The organism is Faecalispora jeddahensis (assembly GCF_000577335.1).
Lineage (GTDB): Bacteria > Bacillota > Clostridia > Oscillospirales > Acutalibacteraceae > Faecalispora > Faecalispora jeddahensis.
Genome location: NZ_CBYL010000042.1, coordinates 1 through 15,325, shown reverse-complemented (window position 1 = coordinate 15,325; position 15,325 = coordinate 1). Strand labels below are relative to the sequence as shown.

The following is a 15,325-nucleotide window of genomic DNA, read 5'->3' as shown; positions in this document are numbered from 1 at the left end:
TTTAAGATTGAAGATTGAATATTTAAGGCTAATGTAACAAAAACTCATCACTCATAAAGACCTAATTTATAAAGCTTGTCCTCATCAAAGGACTCCAAAGGTTGCCACCCCGTGAAACGCTCAAAAAACATTTGCTTCGAAATTTCAAGGAACTCTTTTCTAATAGTATAAGGGAGCAGGCGTTTCGTTATACTATTAAAATTTGAGATAACGTATTGGTTCCCCCGAATAATATAAACTTGCTTGGTATCATCATCAAACAAAAATTTATAATTACCACGATACTGCGTATTTAGAACTTCAATTAAGCCAGTAATTTCCGGCTCATCTAACGTTAAAATATTCCTCAGACAATAACCAACATCAATATTTGCCGGATTTGGAATAAATACTTGCTTTCCGAATTGCTCCATAAAAACCTTAGGGGAACAAAAAAACACCAAATCTTTTAATTTTTTCTCATCGAGAGTCACATAAATTCTACCATTATACAACTCTATGGTCAAAAATAAACTTTCCAATTGTTTTCTTAAAAAGGGGAGCTGTTTCTCCACAAAGCTTGTCTCATAAATCTTATTGATTATTAATATATCTATGCGGGAGTTGTTATTACGGATCGTCTCAATAATTGCTGTTTCCTTTTGATTCTCAAGCCAAGTGGTAAGCTGAATATCGCACAGCAACTTATTCTCAGAATCTTGTTCTTTTAGCCAGTGCAGCACATAATTTTCCACATAATTTTCACATAATTCTAGAATGACTTTAAGTTTACTTAGATCACTTTTTGGGATTTTCCCTGACAGATAATCTCTTTCAAAATTCGATATTGATTCAATATACCTAGATAAGGCCCCATAGTAAGGTTCTGGCAAAAGAAACTCTGATCTGTCTAATATTTTACGGTAGCGAGAGAGTACCTTTTCTAAGTCTTTATATTCCAGCCTAAAATCAGTTTTTCTATTGATTAAATCTTGACTCCGTAGAATACGAGATCTAATCTTTGCTATACTCTCGCCAGTATTCGCATCTCTCAGGTTACTAAAATGAGTGATGCAGGATGAACCCACATTAAGTGTGTTGCCATTAAATTTATTTCTTATGAAAAATATAAGCTTGTTTGGCTGATTGCATAGAGAGCAATTTGTATTACCCTCCGTATTCTCACGAACAGATTCCCATTCCTGCCTTGCAATATTATATATTTCCATAAAAGCATTTCGTATAATATCTTTTGTTCTCTGATCAATGCTATCATCACATTCAAGAATTTTGTCAGTAATTGTTTCATATTTTTCGAGCACTGATCTTAATGGAGCATGTTCTGGCTCTTGAATAACCGAACTATGTAATACAATTTGACGTTGTTCTCTACTTACTATAGTCTTATTGCTTGGCATATCCGCACCACCTTTATGAACAAACCGTAAATATTGCTTGCAAATTTCCAAAAGTTGGTATATAATCGCTATGTGGATAAAAAAAGACATCCACAGGTGACCAACTGCGACCAACAGTTAGCCACCATGCGCCATAAGGGTTTCATGGACCGCTTATGACTTGTGAATGCCGTTTGTGCGTCGCCATTGTAGCACGCATTTCGGATACATGTCAAGGTCTGCACCCTTATTGAGCAGTGAGGGTGCAGACTTTCTTTTTAATGAGGTTTGTTTCGCACTCTTCCTGAGGTACAAGCTGTAGAAGCCTGCGGAGGCTACCGATGCTGAAAGTGTAACATTCCCAACTTTCAAGAAAAGAATGTTAAGGCTCCTATTCGGCAATATGGTTCTCACTCAGAGCACCTTGACAATACTAATAAGCCAAGACCAACATTTGAACTCGCACTTCAAATGCTTGTGTCAACTTATTGTAATAGCTTGCGGGAATGGATACAAAAATTATATCAGTATGGCCTTGCCTACCTCTGATTTTTGAAATACGTGGAGGAACACATTCGCACAAAAGCTGGTGTGCCACAGGAACGGGTTCCTATAAGGTAAGCATTCTACGAGATCCACTGCTGCGAAGTAGAGGCTTCATCGTAGAATTATATTCTCAAAAGAGTTTAAGAATATAATTCTACGATGAATAAAGAAATTGTATCATGCGCTTATGTATTTATTATGTCTAAATATATAAGCGTATGATAACAAGGGCATTTCTGCCCATGTTATCCGCTTTTGGTGGAGGAGGGTGGATTCGAACCACCGAAACGTAACGTAACAGATTTACAGTCTGCCCCCTTTGGCCACTCGGGAACTCCTCCATATTTACTTTTATCAAGAACAGATGCGGCAGTTTGTCCGGTTCAGCTGAACGCCGAAGCGTGGAGCTGGTGGACGGATTCGAACCCCCGACCTGCTGATTACAAATCAGCTGCTCTACCAACTGAGCTACACCAGCATGACTCAAAAATCGAGTGCTTGAATAATATATCATTTTTACAGGACTTTGTCAATATGAATTTTGCAAAATTCGGTGTTTCGGTGTTTTGAACCATCCGGTAACGAACGCACGGCCGGCAGGGCCGCTTGCCCGAGGCAAAAAACGTCAACACCGGTCGCTTGATCCGAGTTACAATGGATCGAAGTGTAAAAACAGTCTTTCCCCGATTCTTGACTTTCACGATAATTTGATATTATAATATATTGTATTACAAATTATATCGATTAAATGCTTTTTAGATAGAAGAGGGTATATGGAAAAAATCACAGTAGTACCAACGAGGGTACATATTGCCGCAACACTGCGAAAGTCAATTCTAAACGGGGAAATCAAGGCCGGCGGAGAGCTTTCTCTTACCGACGTCGCCGCAAAGCTGGGTGTGTCCAGAACACCAGTACGCGAGGCCTTTCAAGTTCTTTCAGAAGAAGGCTTGATTCAATTACGAATGAACCGCAGCGCCATTGTTATGCCGCTTGATGAAAATTATATTATTGACCATTTTGAAACCCGCGCTTTATTAGAGGGAGAGGCGGCGGCCAGAGCGATCCGGGTCGGCATGGATCCCGCCCCGCTGGAACAGCTGCAAAAAAAAATTCTGGAAACATCACTGGAGGAAAGGGCAAAAATATATTCTGATTATAATCAGTCCTTTCACCTGAACATCTGGTGTGCAACCAACAGTCCACGTTTAGTTTCTTTTATTGAAACCATATGGAATGGCCCCTCTTACAGCTGCAGTATAGCGGATGACGAACACCAACGCCTCTCCATTGCGGAGCATCAGCGCATTATAGAGACTATTCGCAGCGGGGATATAGAAGGCGGGCGTGAGGCCATGCGGGCGCATATACTGCGCGGTCTCGAAAATTTTTTAGAAGGCTATCGAATGGGCAAAGCGATTACCCCATAACAAATTAACAGAATTCTTTTCCCACAATTAGCAATCTCAACAAAATTGTTGAGATTGCTAATTTTTTTCTGCAATTTATTGACAATAGAAGTGCGATCTGCTATGTTTATTGTATATTAAATATTGTATACAATATTTAATATACAATAAACGATCTGAAGAAGGTGTTTCTATGCATGCATTGGAAAAAATTATGGCTAAAGCTTCCGGCAAAGCCCGTGTATCCCCGGGAGAAATTGTGACAGCAAAGATCGATTTTGCTGAAATCAATGATCTGTACCTGCAAACCGTTTATTCTTTTTACGAAATGGGAGGGGAACGAATCTGGGATAAGAATCGTGCCGCTTTTGTATTCGATCATTACGCGCCCTGCCCAACAATTGAATCTGCACGAAACCATGCGGAAATGCGTACTTTTGCGCAAAAGAACGACCTGACTTACCATTTTGATATTTCGTGCGGCGTTTGCCATCAGGTAATGCCGGAGCATGGCCTGGTCTACCCGGGAATGATTGTGGTGGCCACTGATTCGCATACTACAACCCACGGTGCGTTTGGTGCCCTGGGAACCGGTGTGGGAGCAACCGATATGGCGTGCGTTCTGATTACCGGCGAGCTTTGGATGAGAGTTCCGCAAATCATCAATATCCGTTTGGAGGGTGAGCCGCCGGCCGGAGTTTTCGCGAAGGATGTAATCTTAAATGTCATTGGCGCGCTTCGGGCAGACGGCGCCGTATACAAAGGAGTGGAGTTTACCGGTAGCTATGTGGATTCTTTAGGGGTAAGCGAACGCATGGTGCTGTGTAATATGGCTCTTGAAATGGGCGCAAAAACAGCTTATATCCAGCCAAATCAGCAGGTGATTGATTATGTAACCGCACGTGCGGTGCGCCCTTTCGAAGTGGAAAGAACCGACCCGGGGTTCACGTATGCTGAAGAGCATGTTTTTGAATTGGATCGGCTGACACCCCAGCTTGCTTTCCCGAACAGTGTGGATAATGTCTACGCACTGGAAAAGGGAGCGGGCGTTAAAATTGACCAGGGACTCATCGGCACCTGCACCGGCGGACGTGTGGAAGATATTGCTGTGGCTGCGGAAATACTGAACGGCAAAAAAATAGCCGATTGGGTGCGCCTGCTTATAATCCCGGCCAGCAAAGAAGTGATGCGCATCTGTATGGAACGCCATTACATACAGAGCCTGATGGATGCGGGCGCCACAATCGCTTCTCCCGGCTGCGGCCCGTGCCTGGGCGCACATGAGGGCGTGCTGGCAGCGGGAGAGGTGTGTATTACTGCTTCTAACCGCAATTTCCCCGGCAGAATGGGAAGCTCCGATTCCAAATTGTATCTTGCTTCTCCGGCCTCCGTGGCTGCTTCCGTCTTGAAAGGCGTCATTACAGACCCAAGAGAATTTTTAGGAGGTAATACATGATGGAAAGGTTGTTGCATGGGCAAGCAGTGCTTTTGGGAAAAAATGTTGATACCGACCAGATTTACCCCGGCCGCTATCTCGCCTTGGTTGAGCCAAAAGAAGTGGGCGAGCATTGCCTTGAGGGAGTTAATGAAGAAATCAGGAAAAGAGCGCCGGGAAACATATTGGTGGCCGGCACGAATTTCGGGTGCGGCTCCAGCAGGGAGCACGCTGTTATTTCCCTGCTGAACGCCGGAATCAAAGCGGTTGTTGCGGAATCTTTTGCAAGAATTTTTTTCCGCAATGCCATTAATCTTGGACTTCCCGTTTTGATCTGCTCCAAGGTAGCACAGCAGGTTGCTGACGATGACGAGCTTCGCATTGATTTGCAAACTGGGAAAATACAAAATGTCACACAAGAGATTGAACTCATCAGTGAACCGCTGGGCGAGCATATTCTGCGCATTGTAGAAGCCGGAGGAATCAAGCCGTTGCTCCGGAAAAAGATGGGAAAGGAGTAAGAAACGGAAAGAGAGGAGTTGATCGGAAAGGCTTTTCGGGAACGTACTCTTTCAAAAATTGGTTGAATTGAAGAGGAGGAATAACAATGGTGCAAGTCAAATCCCAAGCGACAGAAGCAGGCCAGCAGGAACTGGGCATCCCCCCTGCAGCCGTTACCCCTCTAACGATTATTGGAATGAAGCCGCTTTTGTTCGGTATATTTACTCTCATTGTGTTCACAAGTATGTTTTTAGGCGCACTGCCGGGAGGGCTGACCGGAGCTTTTGCTGTATGCATCGCGCTGGCGGCAATCCTGAGCTTTATCGGGGAGCACCTGCCGATTATCCGCAGTTATCTGGGCGGCGGCGCCTTTGTGTGCATTTTCGGGTCCTCTGCCCTGGTTTTTTTTCATCTGATTCCGGAAGAAACAGTCGATGCAATTACCAAGTTTACAGTTTCCCCGACCAATTTTTTAGACTATGGTATCGTCGTCCTGATTGCCGGCAGTCTTTTGGGTGTGGACCGCAGCACTCTGAAATCTGCAATTGTACGCTATATGCCCTGTGTGCTCGCCTGTCAGGTAGGCGCGGTTATCGTGGTGAGCCTGCTGTCTTTTCTGATCGGATATGATATTAAAGAAGCAATCTTTTTTGTGGCTCTTCCGGTATTGGGCGGAGGCATTGGCGCCGGAGCGATCCCGATGAGCAAAATTGTGGGTGAAGCATGGAGCACAGATACCGCTACATTGCTTGCACAGATGGTTCCCAGCATTGCTTTGGCGAACGCCTTTGCGATTATCGGCGGAGGCCTGATGAACCGCCTTGGCAAGGCAAAGCCTTCCTGGAGCGGTGATGGGAAGCTGATTGCAAAAAGCAAACTGAAGGTCAGTGACGACAAGATGCCAAAACGCACGGATGATTTTACCAAGCTGGGGATCGGTCTGTTTACTGCGGTGGTCTTGATGTGCGTGGGAAGTATTATCAACCATTTTCTCCCGATCATCCATTCCTTCGCCTGGATGATCATCATCTGCTGCATTATTAAAATTACCGCTGTTCTTCCCACTTTTATTGAAGAAGCATGCTACCAATGGTCCCAACTGTTCATTAAGAATTTCGGCAACATCATTCTGGTGATTCTGGGTATTTCGCAAATTAAGCTGGACGAGGTCTTTTCGGCGGTTACGCCGGTACGCTTAGTTCTCATTTTTGGCGCCGTGTTCGCAGGCTGCGTGTTTTCTATGATCGCCGGCAAATTAATCGGTTTTTATCCCATCGAATCGGGGATCACCACCGGACTTTGCGCTACCGACATGGGGGGCACCGGAGATATTGCTATTCTGGGAGCTGCCCGCCGGTTGGAGCTGCTGCCTTATTCGGCCATTTCCACCCGCATTGGCGGAGCAGTCATTCTGATTTTGTCCGGCTTTTTGGCAAGACTTTTGACTTAATGCCAAATCTGATGAAAACCTGGTATCTACCTGTCATTCTCTGGTTACATACCGCGATTTAGAAAGGAAAGTACGATGAAAATCACAAATCTGGAACCCCTTTTGGTCAACAGCTTTCTTTATGTGCGCATTGAGACAGACGAAGGCATTTACGGGATAGGGGAATCTGGTGCATGGGGCTTTTTAAACGCATCTGCGCAGGCCATCGAAACATTTAAAACTTACTTAATCGGGAAAGACCCGCTGCAGATCGAGCATCACTGGCAGTATATGTACCGGTGCTTCCATTTCCGCGGCGCGGCGATCATGGGCGCCTTGAGCGCGATTGATATTGCCCTGTGGGATATTGCCGGCAAGTATTATCATGTGCCGGTTTACCAGCTTCTGGGCGGGCGCTGCCGCGACAAGGTGCGCACCTATTATCATGTGAGCGGCTCAACAACAGAAGAGCTGATACAGAACTGCATCAAGGCACAACAGCTTGGTTACAATGCAGTCGGTCATCTTTCCCCCTTTTTGGATGAGCCCCGCAGCCAGCCTTACTATGAGAGCTACAGCAACATGATCTCGAAAGCGGCGGATCGCGTGCGTCAGCTTAGAGAGGCGGTCGGTGACGATATGGATCTTTGCCTTGAGCTGCATCGCAGAATGAAGCCGGGCGAAGCGATTACCTTCGCGGAAAAGGTGGCACCGTACACCCCGTTCTTCCTGGAGGACCCGATTACGCCGGATAATTTTGACGCAATGGGGTTAATCGCCGAGAGAACCACAGTGCCCATTGCCACTGGCGAGCGGATTCATACGATACAGGAGTTCGAAATGCTGTTTGCCCGCAAAGCCATGGCCTATGCCCGCACGAGCGTCTGCCTCTGCGGCGGAATCTCCGGCGCGCGCAAGATCGCTCATATCGCCGAAGCACATGGCGTGCAAATTGTACCGCACAATCCCCTGAGCCCTATCAGCACGGCGGCCTGCATGCAGGTGGCCGCTTCGGTGGAAAACTTTGCCCTTCAGGAATTGCCCGATCACGAGGGTATTTCAGCCACCGAGCGCTATACAAGCACCAATGTGATAGATCAGAAATCCTTCAGCCAGAAGGATATGGTCACATGGATTCCCAAGGTGGAGAACGGCTTTGCCCTGCTGCCTGAAGAACCGGGAATCGGCTGCGACCTTATCCCGAACGTGGAACAGAGGTTTCCCTTTAAGCGGCGTGCCATTAATACCCGCCTGCATATCGACGGCTCTATTGTGGATCAGTGATCCATCAGGCGCGGATCCTATCGCTGTTTTTGAGACACAAAAGCCTCCGGCCGCGGGGAAATTCCCCTCGCGGCCGGGGGCTTCTTTGAAAGGAACTTTCAGAAGAGCTGACCGGCAACTCCTCCACCCGATTTTCTCAGCCGGTACCTCAAAGGCCCAGAATCGAACCCCGAATTCGCTGCGCTGAAGTCCCTTTACGCCGCACAACTCATGAAAGGAGCCTGTAATCGATGAATTTAATGAAAAAAATTCCAGGCGGACAAATCATCGTGCCGATGCTGCTCGCAATGATTGTAAATACGATCTTGCCGTCCTTTCAGGAAATCGGCGGATCAACAGCCGCACTTTTCCAAAAGGGCAGTCAGGCTATGATGGGGTTATTCTTAATTACCTGCGGGGCTTCCATTAAAATAAAAGAAGCGGGCGTTCCTCTTTACAAAGGATCTGTCCTGCTTGTGCTGAAACTGGTACTGGGCGGTGCAGCCGGATGGCTGGCAAATGATCTGTTGGGGATTTACGGCGCTTTCGGGCTTACCCCGTTTGCCCTATTCTGCGCACTCCCCAGCAATAACAGTTCTCTTTATGTAGCGCTGTGCGATAAATACGGCGACGACTCCGACAAGGGCGCTGTTTCCGTACTGGCATTAAAAAACGGGCCGTTCGGCAGCATGCTTATCATGGGTATGAGCGGAGTTGCCCATATCCCGGCCACCGACATGATCGGTACGCTTATTCCAATCCTGATCGGCTTTGTCTGGGGAAATCTGGATGAAAACTTTCGCACTCTGTGTCTCAATTCCCAGCCGCTGGTAATCATCTTCCAGTCTTTTGCGATCGGTGCAAGCTCCAGCCTGCACACCCTTTGGAGTGCCGGTTTCAGCGGAGTTTTGCTTGGGATCGTCTCTCTTGTTCTTGGGATTATGATCCAGTTTGCTTATCGCTTTTTTTTAAGAAAAAAGTCTCCGCTTGGCGTGTCAATGGGTACTGTCGCGGCCAATTCCGCGCTGACGCCTTCCATCATTGCTTCGGCCGATCCGGTTTTTCACAGCATGGTTTCAACCGTCTCCGCACAGTGCGCCGCCGCATCCATCGTCACCATGGTAATTTGCCCGTTCCTGGTGAGCTTTTTCAACAGGCAAATTATAAAAACACAGGGTGCAAATCCTGCTGCGGGCGCACCGGTTTCTCCCGAAAACGAGTAGCCGGAGACATCTTTTGAGAGCCACAGTAAAAAACGCAGATCAGCAAGGTCGTCCATACATAAAAAAGCAATTCCATTCTTTCCGCTTGAAGGCTCTGCTCTTATTTCTTTTACGCCGATAAAAGCGGTTTCTTTGGGGTGCTGTTTTACTCTTTTCGCGCCCGGAGTATAATGAAAAAACGTAGGATTCATACGGGTTTCCGTGATTCCTACGTTTTGTTCTATTGCCGGGGCATCTGATGTTGAGGCTGATTGCGGAAGCGCGTCCGGTTGGTTCCCCGCCAACAAAACAACACAAAACATGCGCTCTGAGAAATCCATCTTTCTCAGTCGGAATCCCGCTTTTTTTCTTTGGTCAAATCCATCGCGCTGTCCATCAAGCTTAACAGCTCAATTTCACTGCGAAAGGCACTTTCCTTATCGCCCTCTAGCCAGTGCAGGTTTCCCTGCCAGGTGGAATCATTGCGGTACAGCACATTTATAACAAATGTTGCCTTTTCCTCTTTCATCTTGACTCTCTCCCATTTGCACTCCCAATTTTCCCGGAGCCTTTCCTACTGCAATCATATAAAATTGCACTCATTTTGTCAAATAATATTCATTATTTACACAGTTGCGCAGTGGAGGCCCCAATCAACGAGATCAGGTCTGAGGAGGACAGTTCTACCTGTGTGCCGATTTTACCGCCGCTGACGATGATGGTAGGCAGCTGCAGGCAAGATTCATCGATCACTGTCCGAAACTGCTTCTTCATACCGATCGGTGAGCATCCGCCGCGGATATAACCCGTGATCTGGTTGATCTCGCTGACATGGATCATCTCTACCGATTTTTCAGAAACCGACTGTGCTGCCGCTTTCAAGTCCAGCTCCTGTTCTACCGGAATGACAAATACATAAAAGCTCTTGCTGGCGCCGCGCGTCACAAGCGTTTTAAACACCTGCTCCACCGGCTGATTCAGCTTATGCGCCACAGAAACGCCGTCGATCAGGCCATCCTCGTGAGAATAAAAATAAAACTGATACGAAATCTTTTCCTTATCCAGAATCCGCATCACATTCGTTTTATGTTCCTTTGCCACCTGAATTCCTTCCTTTCCAAAACACGGTACCGCACCATAAATGAACCGCTGAAATACAAACCCGTGATTTGACTGCCGAACCAGATACACTTGAGCATCTACGCGCGAAAGCGGACAGCCGCGTTGGAACGGCTGCCCGCACTGCGAAAGGCAGGATTACTCTACGATTTTCCACTTAATGCCCTGGGGGGTATCCTCCAGAACTACATGGCGGGCTTTCAGCTCATCGCGAATCCGGTCGGCGGTAGCCCAATCCTTGTTTTTGCGCGCATCGGTGCGCTGCTGAATCAGCGCCTCGATCTCCTCATCCAGCGACTGATCCTTTCTCTGGTACAGCAGGCCCAGCACGTCTGCCAGCTCCCCGTACAGCTTGAGAGCCGCATTGTACAGTTCCTTGCTCTTTTCGCCGGGGATCAGATTGGTATTGATCTCGCGGGCCAGATCAAACAGCACCGAAATCGCGTCGGCCGTGTTCAGGTCGTCGTCCATCGCGGTGATGAAACGCTGGCGGAACGAATCGAGCGCGTCGATCTGCTCCTGTTCGCCATCCTTCAGGCCCTCAGGCGCATTGTCCCGGGCAAACGTCAGATTGTCGCGGCAGTTATAGAGACGATCCAGAGCGGATTTGCACTGCTCGATGATCTCAATGCTGTAATTGATGGGACTGCGGTACTGCGACGAAACCATCAAAAAGCGGATCGGCTCATAACCGTATACGTTCGCGACCTCCCGCACGGTGAAGAAGTTGTTCAGCGATTTGCTCATCTTATGGTTGTCGACATTGATATAACCGTTATGCATCCAGTAATGGGCAAAGGGAACGCCGTTACAGCACTCGCTCTGCGCGATCTCGTTTTCGTGGTGGGGGAAGATCAAATCCTGACCGCCGCAGTGAATATCGATCGTGTCGCCCAAAAAGTGGCGTGCCATCGCGGAGCACTCAATGTGCCAGCCGGGGCGGCCTTTGCCCCACGGGGAATCCCAACTCGGCTCGCCGGGCTTGGCGGACTTCCACACGGCAAAGTCCATCGCATCCTCTTTCACTTCATCCACACTGATGCGCGCGCCGGCCTGCAGATCGTCCAGCGGCTGGTGCGACAGCTTCCCGTATTCATCGAACTTCTTGGTGCGGAAATACACGTCGCCGTTGGGGGCGGCATAGGCGTAGCCCTTTTCTACCAGAGTCTGGATGATCTGCAGGATATCCTCCATGCTTTCGGTCGCCAGCGGATGAACCGTTGCGGGGCGCACATTCAGGCCCTTGGCATCGGTTTTGTACTCCTCGATATATTTGCGGGAAACGGTCAGGTAATCTGTTTCCTCTTCATTCGCCTTGCGGATGATCTTGTCGTCAATGTCGGTAAAATTCTGAACGTATGTCACCTTCAGACCGCGGTACTCCATATAACGGCGCAGAACATCAAACACACAGATCGGTCTGGCATTGCCGATATGAATAAAATTATACACGGTGGGGCCGCAGGCATAAATCTTTGCTTCTCCCTCTTTGATCGGGATGAACTCTTCCTTTTGTCTTGTCAGCGTATTATAAATTTTCATAGAAAACCTCCCGCGCAGTTGCGCCGTCATTCTATTTTTATCTTAGTCCTTGGGCAGTCCTTTCATTCACGGTTCCTTTTTATTTGCCCGATCTTTCTGGTAGGACTCCAGACGATCCATCAGCATTTCAACCTGCATACCGAGTGCCGTGCAGACATTCTGCAGATCGGCCATCTCCTGCTCGACGGGGTCGGACACGTTGATCTGATCCAGCTCGTAGGACTTCTCACCATTGATGCGCACAATTCTTGCCGGAACACCTACGGCGGTTGCTCCCGGGGGCACTTCGCTGAGCACGACGGCGCCGGCCGCCACACGGGCATTGTCCCCCACCTTAAACGGGCCCAGAATCTTTGCGCCGGAGCCCACCATCACATTGTTGCCAAGGGTTGGATGGCGCTTGCCCTGATCCTTACCGGTTCCGCCCAGAGTCACCCCCTGGTACAGCGTGCAGTAATCACCGATCTCAGCCGTTTCGCCGATCACCACGCCCATACCGTGGTCGATAAACAATCCTTTGCCGATTTTGGCCGCGGGGTGAATCTCTACCCCGGTTTTATGGCGGGCCCGCTGAGAAATATATCTGGCAATCAGCTTCATGTCGTGGCGATAAAACCAGTTGGCCCAACGATAGGAACGCACAGCTCGAAATCCCGAATACAGCAGAAAAACCTCTAACCGGGTTCTGGCTGCAGGATCCCGATCCATAATAGAATCCAGCTCTGCTTTTAAATTTTTGAACATACCCGATTCCTCCATTATGGCGATACAATTTGTAATCATTGACAAAACGGCAATAAAAAACACCTCTCGTCCCCCACAGGGGACGGAGGCGGCAGATTCCGCGGTTCCACTCCGTTTTATCACTCAGAGGCAGTAACGGTGCCTGACCGTGCAGAGATACTGAGAACGCGCCAAGGCGTCTGTTCCCCCTGCCTGCTTTCCGTTTTACGGAACACGGGCGCATTTTCGCCGAACTCCCCGCAAAAAGCGCTTGCAGCCGGTGGCGCTTTCTCTCTGTTGCGTTTGTTTCGGGTACTTCTCCCGCTTGCAGCATTTGAATACTATTGTATGCAGCTGTGTCAAATTGTTGCCAAGATTCAGTATACAACAAACCCTTCGGCTTGTAAAGGGCCGGGCTTTTGCCATTTTAGCAGTATATTTTTATCTTAAAAGAAATAAGGCTGTATTAAATTGGGGATTTCCTCTTATTTTCAATCTCTTTTTTCTATTTTAGAAAGAAAACAATCTTCATTTCTTGTTTTAACATATATGGTTAGTATGTTTTTACATGGGAAATTCTAAAAAACTTGCCGGGACAGCCCTTTTTTCTTCCCAGCAGTAGTCTTTCATTCGCGACAGAATAGAAGTTTTTTTGATGTACATACAGGGGCCGCCTTTTTGCTGGCACAAAGTTCGCGCTCAGACCGGGGCGGTTCTTTTTTATCACCATCCGTCTTTTGTCCACAAAAGGACAAAAGTTTTTTCTGCGTTGTTCTCCGCGATATACCTGCTGGCGCAGGGCTTGCCCAGCAATGATAAATCGAAACTACGTCGAGCCATCTTCTGAATCGATTAAAGCTGTCGTCAAGCGATCTCTCTGAAAGCGCTTTGAAATGCTTATTTAAGAGCAAATCAATGTGCCTCTTGTGCATTCTATTTTTCTCTGAAATGACTTTTTACTAAAATGGAGTTTCTTCATCCATCCATAAAAACATTCTATCATTTGGGGGTGAAGGCGATATCTACTTCTCTGTTCAGTTGAAGTTTTTCCTTTTATGTGTTTTGTGTGTTTTAATGATTCGGATAACGATATAGGTCAGTCCACACAAGGCGATTCCTTCTATCGGCGGCCAAGTCGCTACCCATGCAACATATTGCCACTCCTTCGGATTGTGTAGCCAATCGGAATTAATATTGGATAAAGTCTGCAAATAGGAGCTTAAAACCACTTGAATCGAGCAGAGCAAAAAACAAGCAGATTTCTGCCAGCTAGTCTTGGACCTGTCCTCAAAAATAAGAAGAATAGTATCGATAGCAATTAACTGCTCCTCCATGAGAATACTCGAATGTTGCATCTAGGGTATAAATTAGCACTTCGCCTACATTGGAATGAGATAGACTTTTCGTTTTCTGAACAAATTTTTCCTTAGTTGCAGCATTTGCTCTGGCTAATGAGAAAGACTTCGATGGAATCACATCATAAATCTTTGTTTCTTCTACAATATCAAATCCATTATCCTGATAATCTTTTCTGGTAGAAGAAACCAATTCCAGCTTTTGATTTGAAGAAACCGGGGCAAATACAGCTTTATTTTTTGTAGCTTGCACTGTACTCGCACTCACTGAAGAACCTGCCAATAATACCGTTACCAACAATAATGACACTATCTTCTTGATATTGCTCATTGTAAATGCCTCCACAATTATTAATATATCAATTAGAATATTCAACTTATTTTATAATTCTATAGTAAATTTCTGTAATGGAGCTAACTTAAAATTAAAAGCAAACGTTCCTTCATACATAAAAAAACCGATCATTCTTTTTGAAAGAATGATCGGTTTTCAGCAATACAATGCTTTTTTGCAGATGGATATTCATCTGCTTCATAGAAAAAGCTTTCTTCTTTGGAAGAAAGCTTTTTCTATTCATTTATCCTGCCGTTTTCACAATCTGCCAATTCTGCTTTAAATAAATCAATCCGGATATCACGGCAAGAGCCGTGGCAATCAGAATCAGCAGCTGCCCCAACAACGAGGCGAGCGGTTCATTCACCGTGACGGGCAGCGACACCCCCGCCACAGCCAGCTCCAGCCAATACTGCAGAAACAGAACGACCAGAATCGCGATGATCTGACTGACGGTTTTGGCCTTGCCCCAGTTATTCGCGGCAATCACCTGCCCTTTGTCCGCCGCCACAAGGCGGATGGACGTAACCATGAATTCGCGCGCGATGATCAGCAGCACCATCCAGACGTTGGCCAGGTGCAGCTCCACAAAGCAGACCAGCGCGGAGATGACCAGCACCTTATCCGCAAGCGGGTCCATGAATTTTCCAAAATCCGTGATCTGGTTATTCTTTCGCGCCAGCATCCCGTCAAGGTGATCGGTATACGATGCCACGGCAAACAGGATCGCCGCAATCAGATAATGGTGCGGCAGCGCCGGGGCCAGCAATACCGCCACAAAGAACGGGACCAATATGAGGCGGAACATGGTCAGCTTGTTGGGCAGATTCATAACAGCTCCTCCACTTCCCCAATCAAATCGCATTCAATGAAATTCGTGATTTTCACGCAGGCGAACTGCCCGGGGTATGGCTTCTGATCCTTTGCGAAGAAAAACACCTTGCCGTCAATCTCGGGTGCGTCCTGCTCGCTGCGCCCGAACCAACACTCCGCGTAGCGGTCAAAGCCTTCGGTCAAAACCATGATGGTTTCCCCGATTTCCTTCTGACACTGCTCCTCCATGATGCGCATCTGCTGCTCCATCAGAAGAT

13 protein-coding genes, 2 tRNA genes and 1 pseudogene are annotated in these 15,325 nt (G+C 47.3%); 6 read left to right on the top strand and 10 right to left on the bottom strand.

Annotated elements, in window-relative coordinates; translation table 11 throughout:
- Positions 1 to 47: 47 nt before the first annotated feature.
- The 3 genes from TY09_RS14105 to TY09_RS14095 form a co-directional block, all read right to left on the bottom strand.
- Positions 48 to 1,397 carry a hypothetical protein gene (locus TY09_RS14105; RefSeq protein WP_147584690.1) on the bottom strand — a complete coding sequence of 450 codons (1,350 nt, stop codon included), beginning with the start codon at positions 1,395 to 1,397 and terminating at the stop codon, positions 48 to 50.
- A gap of 781 nt (positions 1,398 to 2,178) precedes the next feature.
- Positions 2,179 to 2,263: transfer RNA gene (locus tag TY09_RS14100), tRNA-Tyr, on the bottom strand.
- Positions 2,264 to 2,324: 61 nt separating this feature from the next.
- Positions 2,325 to 2,400, bottom strand: a tRNA-Thr gene (locus TY09_RS14095).
- A gap of 295 nt (positions 2,401 to 2,695) precedes the next feature.
- Here TY09_RS14095 and TY09_RS14090 point away from each other — a divergent pair.
- From TY09_RS14090 to TY09_RS14065, 6 genes are all read left to right on the top strand, one after another.
- Entirely contained in the window at positions 2,696 to 3,352 is a 657-nt protein-coding gene (locus TY09_RS14090) for a GntR family transcriptional regulator (protein ID WP_042435665.1), read from the top strand.
- Between the two features lie 193 nt (positions 3,353 to 3,545).
- Entirely contained in the window at positions 3,546 to 4,787 is a 1,242-nt protein-coding gene (locus TY09_RS14085) for a 3-isopropylmalate dehydratase large subunit (protein WP_242841507.1), read from the top strand.
- A complete protein-coding gene (locus TY09_RS14080; protein ID WP_242841506.1) occupies positions 4,784 to 5,287 on the top strand; it encodes a LeuD/DmdB family oxidoreductase small subunit in 504 nt (167 codons plus the stop codon). The genes TY09_RS14085 and TY09_RS14080 overlap by 4 nt, the downstream gene beginning before the upstream one ends.
- Positions 5,288 to 5,373: 86 nt before the next feature.
- Positions 5,374 to 6,717, top strand: a complete 1,344-nt coding sequence (locus tag TY09_RS14075) for a 2-hydroxycarboxylate transporter family protein (RefSeq protein WP_052335670.1) — start codon at positions 5,374 to 5,376, stop codon at positions 6,715 to 6,717.
- 75 nt (positions 6,718 to 6,792) lie between these two features.
- The gene (locus TY09_RS14070) at positions 6,793 to 7,980 is read left to right on the top strand and encodes a mandelate racemase/muconate lactonizing enzyme family protein (protein ID WP_042435660.1); all 1,188 of its coding nucleotides are present in this window, start codon (positions 6,793 to 6,795) and stop codon (positions 7,978 to 7,980) included.
- A gap of 230 nt (positions 7,981 to 8,210) precedes the next feature.
- Entirely contained in the window at positions 8,211 to 9,182 is a 972-nt protein-coding gene (locus TY09_RS14065) for a 2-keto-3-deoxygluconate permease (RefSeq protein ID WP_042435656.1), read from the top strand.
- A gap of 325 nt (positions 9,183 to 9,507) precedes the next feature.
- Here the strand turns inward: TY09_RS14065 and TY09_RS14060 are convergent, their stop codons facing one another.
- The 7 genes and pseudogenes from TY09_RS14060 to TY09_RS14030 all read right to left on the bottom strand — a co-directional run.
- A complete protein-coding gene (locus tag TY09_RS14060) occupies positions 9,508 to 9,690 on the bottom strand; it encodes a hypothetical protein (protein ID WP_042435653.1) in 183 nt (60 codons plus the stop codon).
- A gap of 92 nt (positions 9,691 to 9,782) precedes the next feature.
- Positions 9,783 to 10,262: a Cys-tRNA(Pro) deacylase gene (gene ybaK, locus TY09_RS14055; RefSeq protein ID WP_081759670.1), complete on the bottom strand. Its 480-nt coding sequence runs from the start codon at positions 10,260 to 10,262 to the stop codon at positions 9,783 to 9,785.
- Between the two features lie 156 nt (positions 10,263 to 10,418).
- On the bottom strand, positions 10,419 to 11,822 hold the full coding sequence (gene cysS / locus TY09_RS14050) for a cysteine--tRNA ligase (RefSeq protein ID WP_042435650.1): 1,404 nt from the start codon (positions 11,820 to 11,822) through the stop codon (positions 10,419 to 10,421).
- Between the two features lie 66 nt (positions 11,823 to 11,888).
- Entirely contained in the window at positions 11,889 to 12,581 is a 693-nt protein-coding gene (gene cysE, locus TY09_RS14045; protein ID WP_147584694.1) for a serine O-acetyltransferase, read from the bottom strand.
- A 1,251-nt stretch (positions 12,582 to 13,832) separates the two neighbouring features.
- On the bottom strand, positions 13,833 to 14,231 hold the full coding sequence (locus TY09_RS14040; RefSeq protein WP_042435647.1) for a hypothetical protein: 399 nt from the start codon (positions 14,229 to 14,231) through the stop codon (positions 13,833 to 13,835).
- 247 nt (positions 14,232 to 14,478) lie between these two features.
- Positions 14,479 to 15,066, bottom strand: coding sequence for a CDP-diacylglycerol--glycerol-3-phosphate 3-phosphatidyltransferase (gene pgsA / locus TY09_RS14035; RefSeq protein WP_042435645.1), 588 nt, complete (start codon positions 15,064 to 15,066; stop codon positions 14,479 to 14,481).
- A pseudogene (locus TY09_RS14030) lies at positions 15,063 to 15,325 on the bottom strand (TRAM domain-containing protein); the annotation flags it as partial. The gene pgsA and the pseudogene TY09_RS14030, both read right to left, overlap by 4 nt.